This window comes from Paenibacillus sp. A14, from assembly GCF_036864815.1.
Taxonomy (GTDB): domain Bacteria; phylum Bacillota; class Bacilli; order Paenibacillales; family Paenibacillaceae; genus Fontibacillus; species Fontibacillus sanfengchensis.
On sequence record NZ_JBAGJD010000007.1, the window covers coordinates 75,671 to 91,840 of the forward strand.

At 56.9% G+C, this 16,170-nt stretch carries 15 protein-coding genes and 1 riboswitch; of the genes, 6 read left to right on the forward strand and 9 right to left on the reverse strand.

Annotation, left to right across the window (positions count from 1 at the left end; genetic code table 11):
- Positions 1-60: 60 nt before the first annotated feature.
- The 3 genes from coxB to V4U88_RS18585 all read right to left on the reverse strand — a co-directional run bounded on the left by coxB (position 61) and on the right by V4U88_RS18585 (position 2,955).
- Positions 61-1,119, reverse strand: coding sequence for a cytochrome c oxidase subunit II (coxB, locus tag V4U88_RS18575; protein ID WP_334074742.1), 1,059 nt, complete (start codon positions 1,117-1,119; stop codon positions 61-63).
- 736 nt (positions 1,120-1,855) lie between these two features.
- On the reverse strand, positions 1,856-2,605 hold the full coding sequence (gene map / locus V4U88_RS18580; RefSeq protein WP_334074743.1) for a type I methionyl aminopeptidase: 750 nt from the start codon (positions 2,603-2,605) through the stop codon (positions 1,856-1,858).
- Between the two features lie 161 nt (positions 2,606-2,766).
- The gene (locus tag V4U88_RS18585) at positions 2,767-2,955 is read right to left on the reverse strand and encodes a hypothetical protein (protein ID WP_148455660.1); all 189 of its coding nucleotides are present in this window, start codon (positions 2,953-2,955) and stop codon (positions 2,767-2,769) included.
- A gap of 395 nt (positions 2,956-3,350) precedes the next feature.
- Between V4U88_RS18585 and V4U88_RS18590 the strand changes: the two genes are divergently transcribed.
- From V4U88_RS18590 to V4U88_RS18600, 3 genes are read left to right on the forward strand one after another with little or no spacing between them, the layout of a single operon-like run.
- Positions 3,351-4,310: a serine hydrolase domain-containing protein gene (locus V4U88_RS18590; protein ID WP_334074744.1), complete on the forward strand. Its 960-nt coding sequence runs from the start codon at positions 3,351-3,353 to the stop codon at positions 4,308-4,310.
- A 14-nt stretch (positions 4,311-4,324) separates the two neighbouring features.
- Positions 4,325-5,509, forward strand: a complete 1,185-nt coding sequence (locus V4U88_RS18595; RefSeq protein WP_334074745.1) for an MGDG synthase family glycosyltransferase — start codon at positions 4,325-4,327, stop codon at positions 5,507-5,509.
- Positions 5,510-5,548: 39 nt separating this feature from the next.
- Positions 5,549-5,887 carry a DUF4870 domain-containing protein gene (locus tag V4U88_RS18600; RefSeq protein WP_334074746.1) on the forward strand — a complete coding sequence of 113 codons (339 nt, stop codon included), beginning with the start codon at positions 5,549-5,551 and terminating at the stop codon, positions 5,885-5,887.
- Positions 5,888-5,981: 94 nt separating this feature from the next.
- Here V4U88_RS18600 and V4U88_RS18605 read toward each other — a convergent pair whose 3' ends face one another.
- From V4U88_RS18605 to V4U88_RS18620, 4 genes are all read right to left on the reverse strand, one after another.
- Positions 5,982-7,310: a nucleobase:cation symporter-2 family protein gene (locus V4U88_RS18605; protein ID WP_334074747.1), complete on the reverse strand. Its 1,329-nt coding sequence runs from the start codon at positions 7,308-7,310 to the stop codon at positions 5,982-5,984.
- 67 nt (positions 7,311-7,377) lie between these two features.
- Positions 7,378-7,965: a xanthine phosphoribosyltransferase gene (locus V4U88_RS18610; protein ID WP_334074748.1), complete on the reverse strand. Its 588-nt coding sequence runs from the start codon at positions 7,963-7,965 to the stop codon at positions 7,378-7,380.
- A 173-nt stretch (positions 7,966-8,138) separates the two neighbouring features.
- A riboswitch (purine riboswitch) is annotated at positions 8,139-8,238 on the reverse strand.
- Between the two features lie 85 nt (positions 8,239-8,323).
- A complete protein-coding gene (locus tag V4U88_RS18615; protein WP_334074749.1) occupies positions 8,324-8,629 on the reverse strand; it encodes a hypothetical protein in 306 nt (101 codons plus the stop codon).
- Between the two features lie 252 nt (positions 8,630-8,881).
- On the reverse strand, positions 8,882-9,625 hold the full coding sequence (locus V4U88_RS18620; protein ID WP_334074750.1) for a zinc-ribbon domain-containing protein: 744 nt from the start codon (positions 9,623-9,625) through the stop codon (positions 8,882-8,884).
- 215 nt (positions 9,626-9,840) lie between these two features.
- Between V4U88_RS18620 and V4U88_RS18625 the strand changes: the two genes are divergently transcribed.
- Together V4U88_RS18625 and V4U88_RS18630 are read left to right on the forward strand one after the other, a co-directional pair.
- Positions 9,841-10,212, forward strand: a complete 372-nt coding sequence (locus V4U88_RS18625; RefSeq protein ID WP_334074751.1) for a hypothetical protein — start codon at positions 9,841-9,843, stop codon at positions 10,210-10,212.
- 146 nt (positions 10,213-10,358) lie between these two features.
- Positions 10,359-11,063, forward strand: a complete 705-nt coding sequence (locus V4U88_RS18630) for a GTP pyrophosphokinase (RefSeq protein ID WP_416367250.1) — start codon at positions 10,359-10,361, stop codon at positions 11,061-11,063.
- An 85-nt stretch (positions 11,064-11,148) separates the two neighbouring features.
- On the opposite strand, the gene V4U88_RS18635 is transcribed toward V4U88_RS18630, so the two are convergent.
- Positions 11,149-12,015, reverse strand: a complete 867-nt coding sequence (locus V4U88_RS18635) for a hypothetical protein (protein WP_334074753.1) — start codon at positions 12,013-12,015, stop codon at positions 11,149-11,151.
- On the reverse strand, positions 12,012-15,152 hold the full coding sequence (locus V4U88_RS18640; protein ID WP_334074754.1) for a DEAD/DEAH box helicase: 3,141 nt from the start codon (positions 15,150-15,152) through the stop codon (positions 12,012-12,014). Before V4U88_RS18640 ends, V4U88_RS18635 begins: the two co-directional genes overlap by 4 nt.
- A 228-nt stretch (positions 15,153-15,380) precedes the next feature.
- Here V4U88_RS18640 and V4U88_RS18645 point away from each other — a divergent pair, with 228 nt between their 5' ends.
- Positions 15,381-16,145 (forward strand): tryptophan-rich sensory protein, encoded by a 765-nt coding sequence (locus tag V4U88_RS18645; protein WP_334074755.1) that lies wholly within the window; start codon positions 15,381-15,383, stop codon positions 16,143-16,145.
- The last annotated feature ends 25 nt before the right edge of the window (positions 16,146-16,170 follow it).

The window sequence follows — 16,170 nt, forward strand, 5'->3', positions numbered from 1 at the left end:
CAAGGTTTTGTACCCCCTTTAGAGTTCCTATAACCTCAATGCCGCCAGAGGCACCAAAGATCAATACGATAATTTGTAATCGGCCAGATACTGGGCAATCGCGTCGATTTCCTCATCGCTCAGGCCCAAATCTTCTTTCGGCTGCGGCATTTTGTTGCCGGGCTTCACCTTTTGGGGATCCTGAAGCCATTCCACGAGATTGTCCTTTACAGGCTTGCCGTCAACCGGTTTCCCCGAGCCTTCCTCATTCAGCAAAATACTTGCCACCGTTTCCCGGCCGCCTATGCCGGTGAGGTTCGGGCCGCTCGGCCCCCCTTGGTCTCCGACCGCATGGCAAGTCAAGCACTGTTTCTTGAAGACCTCGGCAGTGGCCGGATCCTCCGGAAGCACCGCAGGCGCTTTCATGGCATCCACCCATTTATTGAAGGAATCGTCGCTGACCGCCTTCACTTTAAATTCCATAAAAGCGTGGGACGGACCGCAAAGCTCCGCGCATTTCCCCAAGTAAACGCCTTCTTTGTCCGCTTCAAGCCAAGCCTTGTTCACCGTGCCGTCCGTGTTGGTATCGGTCTTTCCGGCTAGCGATGGCACCCAGAACGAGTGAAGCACATCCGCTGTTTTCAGTTCCAAAGCGATTTTCTTGCCTGAAGGAATAATCAGATCCTGGGCTGTCGTAATCCCGTAATCCGGGTAAGAGAACTCCCACCAGAACAAATGGGAAGTCACCTTCACCTTTACAGCGTTTTTGTCTTTCGCATAGTCTTCTCCGTACGCAAATACCTTTTGAACGGTGGCCACGGCCAGAATCAAGACCAGTACGAGCGGAATAGCCGTCCAGATAATCTCCAGCTTAAAGTTGCCCTCCACCTGTTTCGGAATCTCGTTCTGCCCCGGTCTCCGGCGGTATTTGATCCATACATACGCCGCAATCGCAAACACGATCACCATGACCGCCACCATGATCGTAACCGAAAGCTTGATCAAGCCCAATTGCCCTTCGGCTACCGTTCCCTGTGGTCTGAGCACCGACAAGTCCTCGCGGCCGCATGCGGACAACAAAAGCGGTAGCCCGGCAAACAGAGGTACAAGCCGCTTTCCAGCCTTCCACGGTTTCATCATTGATCTACCCCACTTTTCCGTTTTCTTCCCGGTTATGTACAGGCATCCGGCACACTCAAAACTACCTGTCTTATCACGGAAACTGCATTTCTGTCAATTACAACAATCACCTATTAAATATATGATCGAACCCTTGTTTTGTCAATGATCCGAGATGAGTTCACAAATTGTTCAAAAAGCCGCGAGGGCGCGCCACAATGGGATTTGCGAACGTTTTCACTTTTGGATTACCCTCCGGAAGCTGCCCTGAACCTTACTAGGTTATGTTAGAGTTTGCGCTTCTTTTCCTGTTTTTCATTTTTGACATTTCCCAGAACTTTATATTGAAATTTATAAAAAAGAAAACCGAGCGACCTCCGGCGATCGAAAAAAATCCGATTGCGCCCGACCTGACTGACGCCTTAATGTGCCTTAATGCGCCTTAACCTGCTTTTATCCGCTATAACTTATCCACTAACGGAAGCCATAGCCGCTATTTCACATTTTTATAGCCAACCGGGATTCTAACGGTCGCAGTAGCGGCTATTTGGGCGAAACGAGGCCATTCAGACGCTAAACAGGCACAATAAGCGCTGTGGCTTCCGTTAGAATTCCCGAAGAGCGACTTTGCGCGAAATAGCGACTATTATGTCCGTGGGAGTAACCGTGTTATGGAGAGTCGCCGTTCTATCCGGCTTGGCGGAAAATTGAAGCGGTCCAAGCGCATAAAAAAAGAGAGCTTTCGCTCTCCGAGTTTTTATATCGTCAGAATTACCGGCCCTTCCTCCGTGATCGCCAGCGTATGTTCATAATGCGCGCCCAGGCTTCCGTCCGCCGAACGAATCGTCCAGCCGTCATTGTCCCACAGCACCGCGCCCGTTTCGCCCAGCGTAAAAATCGGCTCGATCGTGATGACCATTCCGGCGAGAAGCTTCACTCCGCTACGGGGGCGGCCAAAGTTCGGCACGTCGGGCGCTTCATGCATCTGCCGCCCGATGCCGTGGCCGATCAACGGCTTGACGATGCCGATGCGCGCTTCCATAGCCACCCGCTGTACGGCATAGCCGATGTCTCCGATCCGATTTCCCGGATGCGCCGCGTCAATGCCGGCGTACAGCGCTTTTTCCGTCGTTCGCAGCAGCCGTTCCGCTTCCGCATCCACGTCCCCGACACGGTAAGACCACGCCGAGTCCGCCAGCCATCCGTTCTTGTTCACGACCATATCAATCGTGACGATATCGCCTTGCTTCAATTTTTGCGGCCCAGGAAACCCGTGACATACCACCTCATTTATAGAAGCGCAGGTGGCATAAGGGAAGCCGCGGTAACCTTTCTGTTCCGGCTTCGCGCCCCGTTTGGCAAGAAACGACTCTACGAACCCGTCGATCTCCGCCGTGGTGATGCCGGGGGCAATCAGCTTGCCGATCCCCCGGTGGCACTCGGCCAAAATCGCTCCGGCTTCGCGGATTCGGGCGACCTCTTCTTTTGACTTCAAGTTTGGTTTCAATCTGCAATCCCCTTTCGCGGCACAAAGCTGTTTTTCCTAACAACAACATTACCTCTTGGATGCTACATTATATGTGATAAACAAAGAAAAAACGCCCCTGCTCTCGCCGGGACGGTAATTAGCCTATAGGTATTTGGGTTCAAATTCATGAACGGCAGACTTCAGGAAACCGACGAATTCAGCTTCCCCATTTCCGTCTCTACCAAAAGGGTCAACTCTTCCTCATAGCCGCCAGTAATCCGGTATTTGCGGACATATTCTTTTACGAACTTCTTCGGGTCTTTCGGCTTGAATATCCGGGTCATCTCCCGCAAACTTTCCTTCACTTCATTGTGACCTTTCGTTGCCATACCAAATTCCCTCCCAGAACGTTTCTAGTTCAATGCTCCGATCTCGAGAATACGTAACAAGCAGTACTTCATGAAGTCAGCTTACGGTTTAACTTATTCAGCTGGCGCATGACACTATACATACCCGAACCTCTTCCCGATGAATCAGGCACGCGAGAACAGCGTCTTGCATATATACCGGTCTTAGCAAAACAAGGAAAGACCTTATGTCCCCCTATTGTAACATATTCAGCTGGCAGTTACAGCTTTCTTCCAAACACCCATTTTTTTGGATTGGCCGATTTGTTTATTGGGATCATGCTCCGCTGGTTAAGATAAGGTTAGATTCGATTATAGCTTCGGGACGTTAATTCCGCGTTAATCATACTATTGTATTCTCTAACAGGAGGACATACATGATAAAACAGCCCGCTGACGCCGGTCGTAATTGGAGCACTATCGATCAAACCGTTCGAAAGGATTACTCCAAAATTCGCAGCTTGCTGGTATGGCAAAGCGGAAGGCTCAGGTTCGAGGCGTACTACAACGGATACGGCGCCTCAAGCTTGCATGATCTTCGGTCCGCGACCAAAAGCGTGCTCAGTCTACTGATCGGCATCGCCGATCGCCGGGGCGAGCTCCCCGCAATGGATCAGCCGGTTTGGGCGGACGTCAAAGAACATGCTCCCGTAAGGCCCGATCCCGCATGGTCCCAGCTAACCCTGCGTGAACTGCTGACGATGACAAGCGGGCTCTACTGGCAGACCGGTCCGAAGCTGGGAGAACGGTTTATTCACCGGTTCCACCGCAGCCGGAATTGGAGAAATTTCATCCTGCGGCTCCCGGTCGTCCCGGAGCAGCGCGGCACATTTATGTACTGCAGCCCCTGCTCGCATTTATTGTCCGTGCTGCTGTCGAAATGGACAGGATGCACCGCTTTAAGCTATGCGACCACCCATTTGTTTCGACCGTTAAATATCGCTGACGTCCGCTGGAAGGCAAGCCCGGAAGGCCATTCCGGCGGGCATGTCGGGCTCCATATGACCGCTGGGGATATGCTGAAAATAGGCATTGTGTGCCTTCAAAACGGCGCTTGGGAAGGCCGCCCCCTCGTATCGCCGGAATGGATCGCCCGCGCGCTGTCTCCCCAATGCCCTCCGTTCTACGCCTATGGCCGGTACGGCTACCACTGGTGGAACGACGAAGCCGCGGGCATCCGTTACAGCTACGCCCATGGGCATGGGGGACAGCAAATTTATGTGATACCCGATCTGGAGGCGGCGGTTGCAATCTCCTCGGAGAGCGAGGTCAAACGATATAGAAATCCGAAAGCTTTGCTTGAACGTAAGATTCTGCCCGCACTTCAATCCATGTAAAGGGAGGAAGGTCCTTGAACGCGAAGACGCCAAAAATCATGATTCTCTACGCCAGCTACGGGGACGGGCATTACCGGGCCTCCAAAGCCATCGAGGCCGGCTTTCGCAGCAGAGGTATCCGCGATGTCGTATTGCTGGATCTAATGGCGGAAGCCCACCCCAGACTGAACGAACTCACAAAATTTATATACTTGACCAGCTTCAAGGCTCTGCCCTCCTTGTACGGATGGATTTACAATGTCACCAAGGATTTGCGGATCGGGGCGACCTTTCTGCGGGCGGTGAACTCCATCGGTTCGGGGACTTTGAAAAAAGCGATCAGTCGGCACCAGCCGGACCTGGTGATTCACACGTTCCCCCAGCTGGCCCTGCCGGATTTGATCGAGCGGGCCTCCCTCTCCCTGCCGCTCGTCAACGTGATTACCGATTTTGACGTTCATGCGAGATGGCTGCATGCGGGAGTCGACCGGTACTATGTGGCGACCGAGGATATGAAGCGGGAAATGATCGAACGCGGCGTCCCGGAGGAACGCGTCCTGGTAAGCGGGATTCCGCTTCGGCCGGATTTCCGGTGCGACGGAAATTCTCCCGCCGTTTCGGGGATCGGCCACGCTTTAAATCCAAATAAAAAAACGATTCTGCTCATGGCCGGCGCATCCGGCGTAATGCAGGGAAACCGGGATATTTGCGAGGCTTTGCTTGCCGGAGGAAACTATCAGGTCCTTGCCGTATGCGGACGAAATGAGGAGTTGTATCAGAAGCTTGCCCTTCAGTTCGGCGACCACCCTGACTTCCACTTGTTCGGCTTTGTCGATGAGGTTGCCGAATTTATGCTGGCAAGTGACTGTATCATCACCAAGCCGGGGGGAATCACGCTATCGGAAGCGCTCGCCTGCCGTCTGCCGCTCTTTCTGTACCGGCCTGTTCCCGGACAGGAGCTGAACAACGCCCGTTACCTGGAAAGCAAAGGGATTGCCCGCATCGCCCGCGACCCGCGCTCCCTGCATGCCGGGATCGACGCTTTGCTGCAGGACAGCCGGCAGTTGGCCCGCGTCAGCGCCAATATGGAAAACCTCCGCAAGCCGATGGCCGCGGAGGTCATAGTCAACGATATCCTGGATCAATGGTTTCAGCCCGCTTCCTGCAAGCCCTCGCCTGTGCAAATCGGTTCTGCCCACCCCAGGCTCGTCATACATTGAGTACTAGGTAGGCATCCGTATTAGAAAGCAGGTGATCCCTTGTCCCCTTTCAAATCATCCACAGGCCTGTATGAAAATGTAGCCGGTTTTCTCTGCTATCTGTTCGCCTTCGTAGGCGGGATCGTGTTTCTGGCCGTGGAACGAAGAAGCCGTTTCGTGCTGTTTCACGCCTTGCAGTCCGTCATTCTGTTCGGCGGGCTGATGGTTTTTCACGCGCTGGCCGGATTTCTGCCCATCATCGGCACCGTCGTCGGCCTGCTCCTCTCTATTGTAGGCCTGGTTCTGTGGCTGGTCCTCATGCTGGCCACCCTCCAAGGGAAATGGCTGAAGCTGCCATGGATCGGAGAGCTAGCGGAAAAACAGTTAAACCGCATGTAGCCTTCAGCAGGAGAAAAGCGCGCCTATTCCCATCCCTATTCCCAGCCTCATCCGGCAGGCAGCGGGCACCCGGTTCAGTTCAAGCAGAGCAAAGCTACTCCTTTGCGGGAACCGGTGTGCCTTTCCGGCCGAGACCGTTGAACAAGAGGTTCATGACAATAGCCGTAAAGCTGCCCGCCACAATGCCGTTATCCACCAAAATGCGCAGCCAGGACGGCAGGCTGTCGAAGATTTCCGGCACGACCGTCACGCCGAGCCCCATGCCGACCGAACAGGCGATAATCAGCAGATTTTCATGCCGGTTCAAATCCACCTGATCGCCCAACATCCGAATTCCCGAGGAAAGAACGAGGCCAAACAGAGCGATCATCGCTCCCCCAAGCACGGAGGTAGGCACCAGTTGAGTCAGCGCCGCGATCTTCGGCACGAAACCGATCAGAATCAACAGGCCGCCGGCAACCACGATGACGTCACGGGTTTTGACCCGGCTCATTTGTACAAGCCCCACGTTTTGCGAATAAGTCGTATAAGGGAACGAGTTGAAAATACCGCCCAGCATGATCGCCAGACCTTCGGCCCGGTAGCCGCGCGCCAGATCCTTGGACGTAATGTCTTTATCCACGATTTTGCCGAGCGCCATAAAGACACCGGTCGATTCCGCAACACTGACGATCGCCACGAGGATCATCGTCAAAATCGCCGATGCGTGAAAGGTCGGCGTACCGAAGTAAAACGGCTGGACCATGTGAAACCAGCTGGCTTCCTTTAAAGGCGTCAAATCGACTTTACCCAGCAGCGCCGCCGCGAGGGTGCCGGCAATCAAGCCGATCAGGACGGAAATGGAGCGCAGAAAGCCTTTGGCAAAGCGATTCATCAAAACCACGAACAACAGTACGCCGAACCCGAGCGCCAGGTTGGCCGGGCTCCCGAAGTCGGGCTTGGACACGTCGCCGCCGCCCAAGTCGGTCAAGGCCACGGGAATCAGGGTCACCCCGATAATCGTTACGACCGAACCGGTCACGACCGGCGGAAATAAAGCGATCAGTTTCCCGAACAAGCCGGAAAACAGGAAGACGAACAGGCCGGAGGCGATGATCGCTCCGTAAATCGCACTGACACCCATGCCGTCCGTAAGCCCGATGGCGATCATCGGAGATACGGCCTGAAAGGCGCAGCCCAGCATGACGGGAAGCCCGATCCCGAAGAAGCGGTTCCCCCATACCTGCAACAGCGTCGCCACCCCGCAGGCCAGCAAGTCGATGGAAATCAGATAGGTCAACGCCTCATGCGACAAGTTCAGTGCCCCGCCCACGATGAGCGGTACGATCACCGCGCCGGCATACATGGCCAGCACATGCTGAATGCCGAGCGACAGCGTTTTGAGGGGATGGCGGTTCCTTTGAAAAATCCTTTCACGTTCCATGAATATGAAAGCTCCTCTCCCTGATAAGCCCGGAATTGTTCCGGTTTTCTGTCAATATTTCATTCGTTCAGGCCTCGTGCACTTCTTCCACAAAGGTAACCGTCCCGTTCTCCAACGAGGCGATCCGGACGAGCGATTCGACCCTGTAGCCCGCCTCTTCCAGCAATCTTGCGCCGGGCTGGAACGATTTCTCGATGACGATGCCGATTCCGACCACGGAAGCGCCGACTTGCTCCACAATTCGGGCCAAGCCAAACGCCGCCTCCCCGTTCGCCAAAAAGTCGTCGATGATCAGCACCCGGTCTTCGGGATGCAAAAACTTCCGTGACACCGTAATCTCATTGCTTTCCCGCTTGGTAAAGGAATATACTTTCTCCACCAAGATGTTGTCCTTTAGGGTCAGAGATTTGTGTTTCCGGGCGAAGATCATCGGTACGCCCAACTCCAGCGAAGTCATAATCGCCGGAGCGATGCCGGACGACTCGATCGTCAGCACCTTGGTAATGCCTTCGCCGGCAAATCTGCGGGCGAATTCGCTCCCCACTTCCCGCATCAGGACAGGATCCATCTGATGGTTCAGAAACGAATCCACCTTAAGGACGTTCTCCCCCAGGACAATCCCTTCCGCCATGACTTTATCTTTTAAAAGCTTCATACCGTCGTCTCCTCCTAGACATCATTCTTCTTGTTCCGTCCCCCGCAAAGCATGAAAAAAAAGCCCATATCCCGGACCGCCCGGAATATGGACTAAACAAAGGGAGAAAACCGACGTAAACTGGCGAGAGTCCCCCACGCCTCAGGATCCCGCCCTAAGCGCGCGGCTTCCAGCCAACCCGCGGTTCTCCCCGTAGTCCGATCATTCCGGTGATCGGGTAGAGACATGCAGGCCGATTCCTGCACATATACGAGAAAATATATGAAAAAAAATGTCGATTTTCATGCAACGTTAGAAGTATAACGCATACCGGGCGAAGAAATAAAGAGGAAATTTTATGACCGGCTTGGCGGCCGGCCTAGAGAGGTCGGGACTCTCCGGGGAGGAGATGGTTTAACAGGGAACGAAGCTCCGTATCTTCCTTGTAACTTTTGTCCCCCGTGTCCAGGCGCCGGATTTTAATCTGGGAGTAGTCCGCTCCCGGGTTCGTCGGCTTAAAAATCAGATCCTGTTTGTCCTCCAGGCGCAGTTTGTACCCCATCTCATCAAACATGGATAGGAAGTCCTGCTCGGAAGGAATCTCCCCTTTTTTCAAAAAGATTAAACCCCTTAATTCTTTCACTTCATTTTTATGATATACGTCAAAATGTACGATGCACTCCATAGTCTTCGTGCTCCTTTCATTCATGTAATTGACGATCCCGCGATGATGTTAAGCGTTCCCCCCGCTCTACGTTTTCATCCGGGCGGCGAACTTGAAGTCCTCTGAATGAAACGCAAGCGGCACGGCTCAAGAGGATGCTTCCTCCCGGAATCCGTGCCGTCCGGCAGCGGGTGCCTCTCCTTCTACTACGGATATGACCTCCGTATATCGGGCCCCACTTTTTACAAATTGGTGAAATCGTCAACGCCTATCCTAAATTTGCTCCGAACCGCAATGAGGGCACCATTTGGTCCCTTTAACGAGGACCGAAGAACAGATCTGACAGCTTACGGTCGGAATCCCCGTTTCCAGCGCGGAGGATACCTGTTTCTTCGGCGGCTCCACATTTTCCTTCCAGGTGCGGATCCGGCGGTCCAGCTCTTCCTGACGCTCCCGTTCCCGTTCCAGCTCCCGCTTACGGCGAAATTCGTCATGCTCCCGTTCCTCTTCGACTACCGGGGACATCGTTGCCACCGGCTCTTTATAGATGATCGTTTCGTCCGAAACCGGCTCCGCGAACAAAGACAGCGGATCCTGAAGACCATGGTCCCGATCCTCCTCCGCCTCCTTGGCGGGGCTCTTCTTGCCGACCGCCGTCTTCGCCTTATCAAGCTTGCGTCCGCAGTATTGGCAGAACAGCGCGTCTTCGGCAATCGCTTTGCCGCAAGCGCCGCACAGCCGTTCATTTTTCAGCTCGGCGATTTTCGCGCGGATTTCATCCCGCTCTTCCGACAACAGATCGCAGGTTTTGGCCAGCTCGACCATCTCTTTTTCCGCATTGGACATATCTTTGCGGGAATAACCCTCATAGAAGACTTCGCCCATCTTTTGGAAATAGAGCCCCATCTCTCGCTCAATATTCGAAATCTGTGTGTTCAGCCTCCCGATCTCCACGGCGTTTTGCGCGCGGTCGGTCACTTTTCCAGCACCGTCTTTAATCCTCTGTAAAAAATTCATGAATGCAATCCTCCCATTCCATTACTTTCCCAAATAAGAAACCCGGAAAGCTCTATGCGCTTGTAACCTCTTTATCATTCCTATGAGATAAATTCTAGAAGTTATCATACCAGATTTGCGGCTGTGGTGAAAATCTGCCCTTTGATTCATCGGAATGGCCCCCGTGTATTAATGTGTAGATCTGATCGTTCCACAAAGGAGAGGAGAAATGGCGAATGGTATCCCCGAAAAAAACTTACTTTATTTCCGTGACGCACCGGCTCGTTCAGGAAGTGCCGAACGATTCCGCCGAATTTGAAGTTCTGCTCGACGAGGAAGATCTCTCGGTGCTTCGCGACAAGCTCGAAGAGCTGGCCAAGGAAGACGAGTATACCTTGAAGCGGGCGCCCGTGCCCTATAAATCCGCCGACCATGACGAGGCGCCGGATCAGTTCAACCGCCGGCTGACCGAGATCTACGTGCTGCTGTACCGCAACGGGACCGAGAAGACCCGGGAGGCGATCATGGGGATGGGCGTGCTCAGCAATTTATCCAACACGGACTACAACCATCCGGGATATAACGGCGGGACCCCGTTAAACAAGTAAACGCCGCCGCTTTCGACAATTGGAGGCTTTCCGTCATTTCTTTTGAAATTCCAGGCCTATTCAAGGTAAAATAAACCTAAGAACTTCAGAAGAAATGGGAGTAGATTAGACTGAGTATATCCAACCCGAGTAACAAGGACAGCCTGCTGAACCAGTTGGACCTTCGCGAACTGTATCAATGGGAGATCAAAGATGACGAACTGCGCAAGTTGGAGGAGTGGAAGAAGCTCCCCACGCTGTACCAGCTCGCTCTGGATGAACTGAAGAACAAGATCAAGCTGGTCCAGACGGAGTGGAAGATTCATAACGGATACAGTCCGATTGAACACATCAAGACCCGGATCAAGGAACCGAGAAGCATTCTGGAAAAACTGGAACGCAAAGGCTTCGCGTTGACGGTCGACAATATGGTAAATCAGATTCACGACATCGCGGGCATGCGGATCGTCTTTTCCTTTGCCCAGGACATTTACAGCCTGCTGGACCACCTTCGGCAGCGCGAGGATATCAACATCATTGAAATCAAGGATTACATCGAGCATCCGAAGCCGAACGGCTACCAGAGCCTGCATGTCATCGTGGCGGTCCCCTTGACCCTGTTCGAAGGTCAGCGGTGGATGAAGGTGGAAATTCAAATGCGTACGCTGGCGATGGATTTTTGGGCGAGCATGGAGCACATTCTTTACTATAAGTATGATAAGCAGGTGCCTTCGCATGTCATCCGCGAGTTGACGGAGGCGGCCAGAGCGGCGGACGCCCTGGACAAAAAAATGCACGGGCTGCGCCGGGAAATCATGGGGGCCTCGGAAATCCCCGCCCGGCGGACCGAAACCGAATCCCTGCCGAAATAGACGACTCTCCACTTCAAAAAAAAGGCTGTCCCCTGCCGTGTTAAACGGTGAGGGACAGCTTTTTTGACACCGCACGCTAGGCGGTCTAACGCGTTTTTTTGGGCGAATGCGCCGCCGCAAGATCGGCGGCGCGCTCCATCACCCGGCCGGCGACCAGGGAAAGGCCGCGGGCCGCGCCGGGGACGCCGGGCAGCAAGAGGCGGGCCCACGAGGCGGCGTCAGGTCCGGGCCCGTGCCCGGGTTCCACGTCCGGAGGCGCAAGCTCCCGCAGCTCCGCCTCCACGTCGTGGAACTGCGGCCCGGGCAGGTGCAGCCGCCCCTCGGCCGCCAGCTCCGCGAGCCACTCGGCGACGTTCGGCCCGTCGCCCGCCGCGGAGCGCTGCGCCTCCGGCCCGCCCGCCGTTTGGCGGAGGGCCTCCTCCGGCGCCGGCAGCGGCTGGGCCGCGGCCCAGCGCTCCAGCACGGCCGCGGCCAGCGCCTCCGGCGTCCAGCCGAGCAGCGCGAGCCGCAGGCCGGGGTCGGCCGCCCAAGCGGCGTCGGCGGCGGCCAGGGCCTGCGGCACATGGCCGCCGCCGGGGGCCGCGCCGCAGGCGCACACGGGCGCCGCGGCAGGGCCCGGCTCCCGCCGCCACGGCGGCAGCTCGGGGAGCAGGGCGGACAGCGCCGCTGCCCCCTCCTCCAGCAGGCCGGCCAGAATCAGCGGCCGGCCCTCGAGCTGCCGCAGCAGGCGGTCGCCGTCCGCGCCGCCCGGCGCGGGAGCCGGCAGCTCGACGACGCAGAGCGGCGGCGGAGCCGTGTCGGCCGCCGCTTCCACGCCGCTTGCGCCTTCCGCCGCGCGCTTGCTCCGGCGCGCCCCGTTTCCGCGCGGCGCTTCTCCCGGGAAAATCACGCGCAGCGCCCCCGGCACCGGCTCCAGTTTCACAGATTCAAGGGTCTCCGTTCTCCGGCTCATCTCGCATCCTCCTCGATGATATTTCCCGCACCCTGCAGCATCACCAGGCCGCGCAGCTCTTCATCGGACATTTCCGTAAGCCATTGCTCTCCCGACCCGACGACCTGCTCGGAAAGCGTCTTTTTTCGTTCGATCAGTTCATCGATCCGTTCCTCCAGCGTTCCCTGGCAGATGAGCTTATGCACCTCCACGTTTTTCCGCTGCCCGATCCGGAATACCCGGTCCGTGGCCTGATTCTCCACAGCCGGATTCCACCAGCGGTCATAATGAATGACATGATTGGCCCTCGTCAGATTAAGTCCCACGCCCCCGGCTTTCAGCGACAGGACGAATATAGGCGCACCCGTTCCCTCCTGGAAGGCTCGAACCATCGCGTCCCTTTCCGGCTTGGGAACGGCTCCATGCAGGAAAAACGGAGTATCCCCGTAACGTTCGGCCAGCTTCACCCGAAGAATCTCCCCCATTTGCACATATTGCGTAAAAATAAGGGCGGCCTCCCCGTTATCCATGATGAGATCAAGCAGCTCGGTCAGCCGTTCCAGCTTGCCCGACCGTTCCGGGTCTGCCCCTGGGACAAAAGTTCCTCTCGCCCCAAGCCGCGGATGGTCGCAAATCTGCTTAAGCCGGGTCAGCGACGACAAGACCAGGCCTTTGCGGGCTATGCCGCCGCTGCCTCCGATTCTGTCCATGAGATCGGCCGTGACGGCCTCATACAGCCTGGCCTGTTCCGCCGTAAGCGAACAGTACGATTTCAGTTCGATCTTCTCCGGCAGATCCTTGCGGATATCCGGGTCGCTCTTCAGCCGGCGCAGCAAAAACGGAGCCACCAGCTTGCGCAGCCTTCCCAGCTCGGCGGACTGCGGGTCACCGCCCCCGGTGTACTTGGCCCGGAAGGAAGCGTGCGTTCCCAGATATCCCGGGTTGAGGAACTGAAAAATCGACCATAGTTCGCTCAGCCGATTCTCCACCGGCGTGCCGGTCATGGCAATCCGCTGCGGCGCGCTCAGCTTCATCACGCTCTGAGCCTGCTTGGTGCCGAAGTTTTTAATGTACTGCGCTTCATCCAGTACAATCGTCTTCCATTCCAGCTCCCGCAGTTCTTTGCCGTCGCGTCCCGCCAATTGATAGGTCGTAAGCACCACATCGCTGTTCCGGCATTCCATAGCCAGCCGATCCCCGTGCAGCCGGTCGCTCCCATGATGAATGTATAGTCGCAGCTGCGGCGCGAACCGGTTCAGTTCCCGCTGCCAGTTCCCGAGCAGCGAAGTCGGGCACACGATCAGGCTGGTCCCCGGCGAAGCCGCCAGGCCGTCCAGCAGCTCCGTAATGACCTGGACCGTTTTGCCCAGCCCCATATCGTCGGCCAGCAGTGCGCCGAAGCCCAGTTGACGCATCGCCGCCAACCATTGGAAGCCCCGCTCCTGGTAAGGGCGGAGTGTTCCGTTCAGCGCTTCGGGCACCGGGCGTGGCTTGGCGTCCCGCAGCAGCTCGCCGCTCATCAGAACGGCAAGCAGGCCTTCCGTCTCCACCCGCTCGACCCGCAGCCCTTCAAACCGGTGATCCTCGTCGGTACCCGAAGCCAGGTACATCAGGTCCCGGAAGGTCAACGTGCCGCTTTCCTGCCGCTTCATAAACTTCAGCACCTGGCGAAGTTCCTTGACGTCGATTTCGATCCATTCCCCGCGGAACAGGACGAGCGGGGATTTCAAGGCAGCCAGCCGGGCCAACTCCTCCCGGGTCAGTTCCTGCCCGTTCAGCACGGCGCCCGCCTCGAAAGCAATCAACTGCTGGACGCCTAGTCCGGCCCCCTCGTCTTTGCTCTCGGGCGTGGTCCCCCAGCTCGAGGCCTTGATTCTCACCCCGGCGGGGCGACGGCCTTCCCGGGTCCAGCGGGACGGCATCTGTACCGTCACCCCCTGCTTGCGGAGGAGCGCCACGGACCGGCCCAAAAAGGCGACCATCTCCGCGGGTTCCAGCGTGACGGCCTCCGGCCGGGGCCCTTCCAACGCCCCCGCGATCTCCGGCGACATCTCCGCCGCTTTCTTCAAGCGGAGCAGCAGGCTTTCTTGCACCTTGCCGTACCTCCGCCCGCGAATCTCCATTTCCGCGTGCGGATAGCTCCAGATCAATCCGGCGGGCAGCAGTACGGCCGGATCCTCGGCCCCTTCGCCCCAGAACGAAAGGCGCCAGGCCAGCCCGGAATCCGGCACGCCGCTCCCCGAGGGCAGCGGCTCGATCCGCAGGCACAGCCGGAGCGTACCCGCGGACCTGCCTCCCGGCTCTTCCTCCTCGGCACGCGGACGTCCCCCGCCGATTTCGGCAACATCTTCCGCCAACTGCTCGATCTCCGCCGTATGGCCTGTAAGGTCAGGCGGCGTCCCGGCGGTCAGCAGGCCGTTCCACCAAAGCTCGGAGATCGGCGAGGCGCCTCTGCGGTAATCGGCCCGCGAGGGATTCAGCTTCCGGCCAAGGTCCTGCACGGCCTTGCGGACTTCGTGATCCACCATCGCCGTCAGAAAGGAATGCAGCAATGCCATCTGACGGCCGGCGATCGTTCCGCTCTCCGCCGCTTCGGCCGGCTGCTGCATGGCGGCCAAACCAAGCGGGGGCATGGATTCGGCCAGCCGGCGGAAGCGTCCGGCGTCTTCCTCCCGGTCAAGCAGCGGTCCCCAGACGGCTCGGGCCGAAGCTTGGGTCAAGCGCCGGCGTCCCTGAGGGCCCGCCGCCGCCCGCAACCCCGGCACGATTCTCCCCCGGCGCAGCAGGTCGAGGGCAAAGCGGGCCGCCGTGCTCCAGTAGGAGAATTCCGGCCCGGGCCGCACGCCTCTGGGTGCGTAATAACCTTCGTCCCAGTTCAAAAGAAGCCGCCAGGCTTCCGGCACCGGCAGCGCCAAACCTTCCAGCGTCCGGCCGATCAGCCCTTTCCGTTCTCCGCCGCCCGCGGACCTTCTCCCCGGGGCGACGGGATACCTCACTTCGGCAAGCCGAAGGGCCGCATGCTGAAACGGACGCAATCCCGGAACCGGCTCCAAAGGCCGTACCGCTGCCGTCCAGGCATCCACTTTGCTCTCCGATATCTCGCCCGAGAAGCAAAAAAACACATCCCCAAGCCATATTCCATAAAGGCGTTGATTCATGGTGATCTCCTGTCGTTCCCGATTCTCATTCCCTTAAAACACACTAGTTCTATCTTATACGAAACCTTTCCTATATAAAACCGCTCTTCTTTCCGACTTTTTCCCGGTCGGTTTGTTCCGTCCCCCATTTTTTGAAGTTCCTCGCGGAAATTGTTTTTCCGGGAATGGGTATATTCATATAGTAAACGCAATGAAGCAACTTATAACCGGATAAAGGAGGCCGCATCCATGTTCAATAGCAAGGCTTGCCGATGGTGGAACATATTATTCTTTTTCGCCTTGGTGGCGGTAAATGTCATGGCGGAGACACTTCCTTTGGGCGGCGCGAAAACCGGGGAGTTGTCCGACCGCTATCCCTCCCACCTGACCCCCGAAGGGTATGCCTTCATGATCTGGAATGTCATCTATCTTCTGATCGGCTGTGCGGTGGTCTATCTCTTTCGGCGAAAAAACGACGAGGCCAAATGGATGCGGACTTATACGGCATGGTTCGGGCTCTCTTGTCTATTCAACATAAGCTGGCTGCTGTTATGGCACCAGGAATACCTGCCGCTTTCCTTCGGGGCTACGCTGCTGCTCTTATGGTCCCTCTTCCAGCTCCACCGCCATACCCGCGTCACTCCTCGGCCGGCTTTGGGGGAAATCTGGTTCATCCGTTTTCCCTTTAGCCTGTATCTGGGCTGGATCCTGACCGCTACGCTGGTTAATCTGCAGATCCTTGTGCAGCACGTTATTCCTTCCCGCTCTTTGCCCGATCTTCCGGCAATTTGGCTGGCAGCGGGGCTGCTCATCGGCGGAACGGCCGTCGTTTTCCTGCTCGGCAGCCGCACCCGCGATGGAGTTCTCCCTCTGCCGGTGGCCTGGGGATTTGCCGCGATCGCGGACAAGCATTCCGAAGAACGGGTGGTGTTTGTGACCGCGGGCTTGGCAGCGGCCCTCCTGTTTCTACTGGCCGCCTCCCTGCTCTTCTTTCGCGCCCGGGAAAGGGACTGACGAAGTCTCTCAAGGATCGAATCCG